The sequence below is a fragment of the Sphingopyxis sp. genome, from assembly GCF_025869345.1.
In the GTDB taxonomy this organism is placed as follows: domain Bacteria; phylum Pseudomonadota; class Alphaproteobacteria; order Sphingomonadales; family Sphingomonadaceae; genus Sphingopyxis.
The window spans coordinates 1-3681 of the sequence record NZ_JAOZVW010000030.1 but is presented as its reverse complement, the minus strand read 5'-3'; the positions used below and the strand labels follow the sequence as shown (position 1 = coordinate 3681).

General features: G+C 64.4%; 4 protein-coding genes. 1 reads left to right on the top strand and 3 read right to left on the bottom strand.

Features of this window, described 5'->3' with window-relative positions; genetic code table 11:
- Positions 1 to 120 precede the first annotated feature (120 nt).
- Together OJI97_RS03140 and OJI97_RS03135 are read right to left on the bottom strand one after the other, a co-directional pair.
- Positions 121 to 543, bottom strand: coding sequence for a hypothetical protein (locus OJI97_RS03140; RefSeq protein WP_184101394.1), 423 nt, complete (start codon positions 541 to 543; stop codon positions 121 to 123).
- Between the two features lie 29 nt (positions 544 to 572).
- On the bottom strand, positions 573 to 1322 hold the full coding sequence (locus OJI97_RS03135) for an SDR family oxidoreductase (protein ID WP_184101396.1): 750 nt from the start codon (positions 1320 to 1322) through the stop codon (positions 573 to 575).
- Between the two features lie 98 nt (positions 1323 to 1420).
- Between OJI97_RS03135 and OJI97_RS03130 the strand changes: the two genes are divergently transcribed.
- Positions 1421 to 2314: a LysR family transcriptional regulator gene (locus OJI97_RS03130; protein WP_184101398.1), complete on the top strand. Its 894-nt coding sequence runs from the start codon at positions 1421 to 1423 to the stop codon at positions 2312 to 2314.
- Between the two features lie 142 nt (positions 2315 to 2456).
- On the opposite strand, the gene OJI97_RS03125 is transcribed toward OJI97_RS03130, so the two are convergent.
- Complete coding sequence (locus tag OJI97_RS03125; RefSeq protein ID WP_184101400.1) at positions 2457 to 3371, bottom strand: MBL fold metallo-hydrolase; 915 nt, start codon at positions 3369 to 3371, stop codon at positions 2457 to 2459.
- Positions 3372 to 3681 lie beyond the last annotated feature (310 nt).

The following is a 3681-nucleotide window of genomic DNA, read 5'->3' as shown; positions in this document are numbered from 1 at the left end:
GCCCCCCCCCCGCGCCGGGCGCGGGGTTTACCCATTTTTTATACACCTATTGTCCTTTGGTTTTTTGATGGGGGGGGGCCGGGGGGGGGGGGGGGGGGGGGGCCCCCCCCCCCCCCGCAGTCAGGCGCCCTTCCGGGGAGGGAGGAAGGCGCCATCGATGCCGCCCGGCCAGGGCGTCACCGTTTCACCGGCGACCATCCAGGTGCCGGAATCCTTGCGCATCCGAAGCTCGTACATCGCGGGCGGAGCGTCGGAGCTCATGCGGCGATAGAGGATCGCCGTCGCATGATCGCCCTGCTGCTCGACGTGAAGCACCCGATGTTCGGTCGAAAGCGTCGCTTCGCCCGCGTCGCGACGCGACCGGAATTCAGCGATCGAATCGTCGCGAAGAATTCGGGTCACCTCGCCGTCGCTGCCGAGGACCAGGAAAATCTGGTCGGGCGTGTAGAGCCTTTCCATGCCTTCGATGTCATAAGCGCTGCCGACATGGACGACGTCGTGGATCAAGGCGGCGATGGCGGGCTCGACGGGAGGTTGGGTCATGCTGATTTCCTTCGATGTTTGGGGATGAATCAGAGCAGCGCCATGCCGCCGTCGACGCGCAGGTTGATACCGGTCACGAAGCTGCTGGCGTCGGACGCGAGGAACAGTGCAGCGCGCGCGAGTTCCTCCGGCCGGCCGAGCCGCGCGAGCGGGATTGCGCCCGCCATCATTTCGGCAAAAGCGCCACGCTCTTCGGGCGCCACGCCCAGCTTGCCGAGGATCTCGGTTTCGGTTGGCCCGGGACTGAGCATGTTGACGCGGATGCCGCGGTCCTTGAATTCGAGCGCCCAGCTTCGCGCGAACGCCCCGATCGCCGCCTTGGTCCCGGCATAGACGGCGTGTCCGTCGAGCACCTTGTCGCTCGCGAGCGAACCGACAAGGATGATCGAGGCTCGCTCCTGCAGGTGCGGCGCGATCGCTTGGACCCCAAAGAAAGTGCCGCGGGCATTGATTCCGAACTGGGTGTCATATTCGGCTTCGCGCACCTCGCCCGATGGCGTGATCGTGTTGACTCCGGCGTTCGCCATATAGATGTCCGCACCGCCGAAACGCTCGCGAATAAGGTCCGCGACCGCGCGGTGGTGCGCCGGGTCGGCGACGTCGCCGCAGATCGCTACCGCAGCAGGGCCGATCGACCGGACTGCCTCGTCGAGTGCGGCCTGGCGCCGCCCGGTGATCACCACTTGCGCGCCCTGCTCGGCAAAGAGTTTCGCGCTCGCGAAACCAATGCCGCTGTTGCCGCCGGTAACTACGGCGACCTTTCCCTTCAAACTGTCCATAATTCACCTCTGTGGTTGAAGACGGCGATGGATTTGGCTTTTCTAGTTCGGAAAATTAGACTGGAGACAGGCACATCATTTTTGCTAAAAACTATCGAATGACCGCTGGCCTCGAACCGACGACCGGACTTCATGCCTTCGTGCGCGCCGTCGAGACGGGTTCGTTCAGCGCCGCGGCGCGTCTTGCCGGGACCACCCCCTCCGCGGTTTCTAAGAGCGTCGAACGGCTCGAACGACGCCTCGGCGTCAAACTTTTCCTCCGGTCCACCCGTTCGCTGACGCTGACTGTCGACGGGACCGCCTATTACGAGCGCATCGCCCCGCTGCTGCGTGCCCTCGACGAAGCCGGCGACGCCTTGAAGGGGGCTGAACGCGCGCAGGGGGTGCTGCGCGCCAGCATTCCCGGCGTGCTCGGTCCCGCGTTGATGGAAGCGCTCACCCGGGAATTCGTCCCGCGCTATCCCGAGATCAAGCTTGAGATCAGTATCACCGATCGCCATGTCGACCTGATCCGCGAAGGCTATGACGTGGCGTTGCGTGTCGGCGAAATGGGGAATGTCGACTGGATGGTGCGACGTCTTGCGACCCTGCCGCTCATCCTCGTCGCGGCGCCTCAATGGCTCGAACGCGTTGCCCATCCCGCGACGCGCGAAGCGCTCGCGCAATTGCCGCATATCCGGTATCGGCTTGGGTCGCAGGCCTATCCCATTCGCTTCGCCGACGGGACCGATCTGCTGCCCGAAGGGGCACTCGACACCGATTCGGGTCAGGCGATGCGGATTGCGGCGCTCGGCGGGGTCGGCATTGCGCAGCTGCTTCGGCTGGCGGTGGCGGACGATCTTGCCGCGGGACGCCTCGCCGAGATATTCCCGCACGATCCGCTCGCCTCGGTTCCCGTCCAGGCGCTGCACGCTTTCGGCCGCCTTGCACCGCTGCGCGTCCGATTGTTCACCGATTTTCTTGCAGACAGGCTTGCTGCGCATTCGGCCTGACGGACCATAAGCGTGCAGCGAGACGGGCTCGCACGGATGCCGCATTTCGAATTCCCTGGACTGGAGGGGGCGGTGTTCTGCCGGTTGGGGGCATACCGGCGCGATCGGTCGGTACGCCCCCAGGGGAGCCTTCGGCTGGAGATCAGAAATCCCAGAAGGCAGCGACCCAGCGGAAGGCGTCGCCATCGGCGGCGACGCGGCCCACCGAAGGGAAGGGCAAATGCGTCGCGACGAGATACTCACCGCTCGCGGCCGCTTGCTGCAACAGGCGAACGCGCACGCGCACCGATTCTTCGGGATCATGCTCGAAGCCGTTATGCCAGTCGGGATGGTCGAAACCGACGGGGAAGAGCGCGTCGCCCGCGAAGGTCAGGCGCTCGCCACCCGATGCGACATGGACGACGCAGTGCCCCGGCGTGTGCCCGCCGGTCAGCTTTGCGACCACGCCCGGCGCCACTTCGCACTCCTCGTCGAAGGCCATGATCTTGTCGGCATAGGCATCGATGAACTGCGTAGCGGTCTTGCGCAGAACCTCGGGAACGGGGTTAGGCATCGCCGTCTGGTCGAAGTCGGGGGTCTGCCAGAAGGCGATTTCGGTGGCCGTGACATGGATGCGCACGTCCGGATTCAGACGTCGATTCACGTCCTCGACGAGCAGCCCCCCGACATGATCCATGTGCATATGCGTGATGATGATGTCGGTGACTGATGCCAAGTCGATCCCCGCGGCCTGCAGCCGCTTGGGAAACTGGCCGGCGCGTGGGAAACCGGGGAACTGGCCGCCGAGGCCCGCATCGACCAAGATGGTCTTGTCGCCGCTGCGCAGCACGAGGACATTGAGAGCCCAGTCGAACATGTCGGGTCCGACGAACATATCCTTGAACCATTCGGCGCGGACCGCGGGGTCCACATTGGTGGCCATCGTTTCGGTGGGCAGCGGCAGCACGCCGTCGCTGACGACAAGCACATCGATGTCGCCGATCCGCAGCGCATAGCGCGACGGAACCAGCTCTTCGAAGCCCGAGGTGTCGGGCGTTGCAATAGTGTCGGGTTTCATGTCTCGATCCTCCTGAAAGCCGTGCAATCACGACGTTCAGCAAGCTAGGTGGCGGTCGGCTCCTGGTCGATTGGATCGAGGCATTGGTTGGGGCATACCTTCGGACAGGGACGATTGCCGGCATCGATAGCCGCAAAGCTGCTTTCGCTTGCTTTGCGGCGCTGACAAGGACCACGCCCTCTGGAAGCGAACGCTTTGGCCTGTCGCTAAACGTCCGCTATCCTCGTTTGCACGCTAAAAGCAGTCAGTCCGAAATCGTTGAGAGTTTCGGACGCCGGCAGGCGTCGGAAAGTCTTCGATGCCCGAACCG

Coding starts and splice junctions, on each gene's coding strand:
- OJI97_RS03140 (WP_184101394.1), bottom strand. CDS start 543: ATGACCCAACCTCCCGTCGAGCCCGCCATCGCCGCCTTGATCCACGAC.
- OJI97_RS03125 (WP_184101400.1), bottom strand. CDS start 3,371: ATGAAACCCGACACTATTGCAACGCCCGACACCTCGGGCTTCGAAGAG.
- OJI97_RS03135 (WP_184101396.1), bottom strand. CDS start 1,322: ATGGACAGTTTGAAGGGAAAGGTCGCCGTAGTTACCGGCGGCAACAGC.
- OJI97_RS03130 (WP_184101398.1), top strand. CDS start 1,421: ATGACCGCTGGCCTCGAACCGACGACCGGACTTCATGCCTTCGTGCGC.